This is a genomic window from Martelella alba (assembly GCF_005217455.1).
Classification (GTDB): domain Bacteria; phylum Pseudomonadota; class Gammaproteobacteria; order Enterobacterales; family Enterobacteriaceae; genus Acerihabitans.
On record NZ_SZPQ01000101.1, the window covers coordinates 1 to 2497 of the forward strand.

The 2497-nt window shown below is 47.1% G+C and carries 3 protein-coding genes; all 3 read right to left on the bottom strand.

The annotated features are described in order from the left end of the window. Positions 1-309: 309 nt before the first annotated feature. Positions 310-774, bottom strand: a complete 465-nt coding sequence (locus FCN80_RS25630) for an NUDIX hydrolase (protein ID WP_136993153.1) — start codon at positions 772-774, stop codon at positions 310-312. 569 nt (positions 775-1343) lie between these two features. Then, complete coding sequence (gene imm45, locus FCN80_RS25635) at positions 1344-1658, bottom strand: Imm45 family immunity protein (RefSeq protein WP_230492971.1); 315 nt, start codon at positions 1656-1658, stop codon at positions 1344-1346. Continuing rightward, positions 1655-2497: VENN motif pre-toxin domain-containing protein (locus FCN80_RS25640; RefSeq protein ID WP_170975533.1), on the bottom strand; the 843-nt coding region annotated here is incomplete at its 5' end. The genes FCN80_RS25640 and imm45, both read right to left, overlap by 4 nt.

Genomic DNA, 2497 nt, shown 5'->3' on the forward strand with positions numbered 1-2497 from the left:
CCCAAATCGATGATAAGCTGCGCCTGCTGCAAACGCCTGTGCGCTTGCTCCTGGTCAAATATCGGATTGATGTTGCCTCTCCACGATAGCCTACTACAGCCGCAGCCCCAGTCTGTATCTCAAGGGCCTGAGGCTTAGGAAGGCGGGGTTTTAAGGAAAGGAAATGAACTGAATGCCATGACAGACATGCCCGCCGCACCATAGAACTTCAATGCTAAGTTACCTAATGTCTGCTGTGAGCGAATTGCGGAAGTAGCGTATGAAAAAAAACTCTAGCAGTAAAGTCGGGTAGACTTGGATTGACAGCGTCTATTCATCCCACTGCCAGCTTGGATGACTTCTGAAAAAGCTGATGTATGTTAAATACTCTTCATTCATTGCAGAAGGCAAATGGGTTGCAGGGAAAAACTCTAGTGCAAGACCTTCTGAAGGATCATTAATTAGTTCACCTGACCATTGGTCAGTGAAATACAACGCTGTGATGACATTAATCTCGTCTTTGTTTTGCAGAGTAAAGCTGTAATCTTGCCCTGAAAAAACATTAAAAAAAATTAGTGAGTTGATATCAAGGTTGGTCTCTTCCTTCACTTCCCGAATGGCGGTTTGCTCCAGTGATTCGCCGACTTCAAGCAACCCCCCTGGAAGTCCCCAGGTATGGTCTTTACGCTGCTGAAGCAATAGTTGTCCATCGCTACGGACGATGATTACATTGGCGCCTGCGAGCAAAAGCATGCGGTGACCAATAATATTACGCATCTCAGTGACATAGCTCAAGTGAACTCCTCATATAGATAAGAATTTAATAATCACCGCCAAATAAAATGGTACAGGTACATTAATTAATCTAAGGTACTAAATCCTACATGTAGCGCATTAATATTATGATTTTATGGCAGTTGATTGTTTCTTTAAAAAAGGTTACTTACTCGCGCTATCCTGAAAGCCATACGAAATCCAGACTAGCAACATCCGCTCTTGGCACAGAGCGGACATTTGAGCTTTGCCCTGCCCCGGACATCTGAACTTAGCCTCGACACCGCCCATCAGGGGTGCCGCGGCCTTCGCGGTCCGCCGGGACGACTGCGTATAATCCCCGCACATTATGTTTAATGGACGAGCGGCCCGCCGTCGTGCCTGCATTCTACGCTTAAGCTTGCGCGGGTCGGGCGCACCTTGCCTGCGGCCCGGCGTAGCCAGAGCCTGCACTGTTTTTCGTCCATAAATTAACCTGTTTTTTATGTTGGATAGATCATATCAAATCAGGCAATTACACAAATTTATGTACAGTCTCAAATTCTGAGTGCTGATGTAAAAATCCCGGCTCGGAAGCCGAGGGTTGCATATTATTCGATAGGTATTGATATATATTCGTCAAGTATGTGAACATCTTCAACTTTACACTCTGGGTAAATCCATTTTGCCCAGTTATTGATAACCCATTCGGTGCTTAAAGCTCTACCTTCAGTTGATCCACTTTCATTTGGCAAAGATATTAAAATTAATCCTGCCTTATGTCCTGAAGAAACAACCAACCCATGAGCATCAAATAAATCAATGACCATAAAATCTACCCAGGCTTCATATGGCCAAACAGCTGGCAGTCTAAAAACCGAACCCCGTTTTATGGATTTATTTTTATAATCAATCAATTTCATCATTTCACCTTCAAGTCATGACCGCCTGATTTATCAATGCTGTTAGGAGTTTTTTGCATAGAGAAATCAACTTCGCCAAGATGCTTACCTTTCGGGCTCACAACCTCAAACCGTCCATGCTGAGTATCAAGGGCATATAAATTGCCATCTTGACCGCGGTACACGTCACGGCCACCATTCTTTTTAGTCAGTAGATTATCTTTAACCATGCCATTCTCTGCTGCCACCTTCGAAGCGGCCTGTTTTACGATGGCAACGCGCTCTCCGGGAGGAAGATTAGCCAGGCTTTTTTCAAAGGCTCCTACGGCCTGGCCTGTTGCGATCTTAATAGTCGGATCAATTGCCTTAGCAACATTGGGCACTTTCTTGCCCGGCAATATAATCCCGGCTAGCATCCCACCGGTAGCTTCCAGCGCAACCTGATTGCCTTCAGACGCCTTTTTAACCGTATCGGCAACCGCAGACCAGGTTTCACTCTGCATCAATGCGGTGACAGTGTCTGCTGTCGCCTGATTCTTGCCGGACAGATCGCTCAATGCCTGACTGCAGTAGCTGTCTCCGGCGGCACAGGATGCCAACACCATTGCCGCATCCGCTACGTAATCTGCTCCGCCTAATGCAGCATCGCCAGTATCAGCGAGTGCAGTAATAATACTGTTCGCGATAGCCGAAGTTGTGCCATCACCCAGCTTATCCCTGACCTGTTCTTTCCAGTATTCCGCGCTTTGTTTGACGGATTCGCGCGCTTTGTCACCACTGAGCGAATTATTCTCCACCGCATTCTTCCCTGCCTGCGCCCCGGTCAAGGCACTCGCCCTGCTATCGCCGCTTACCCCGGCCGC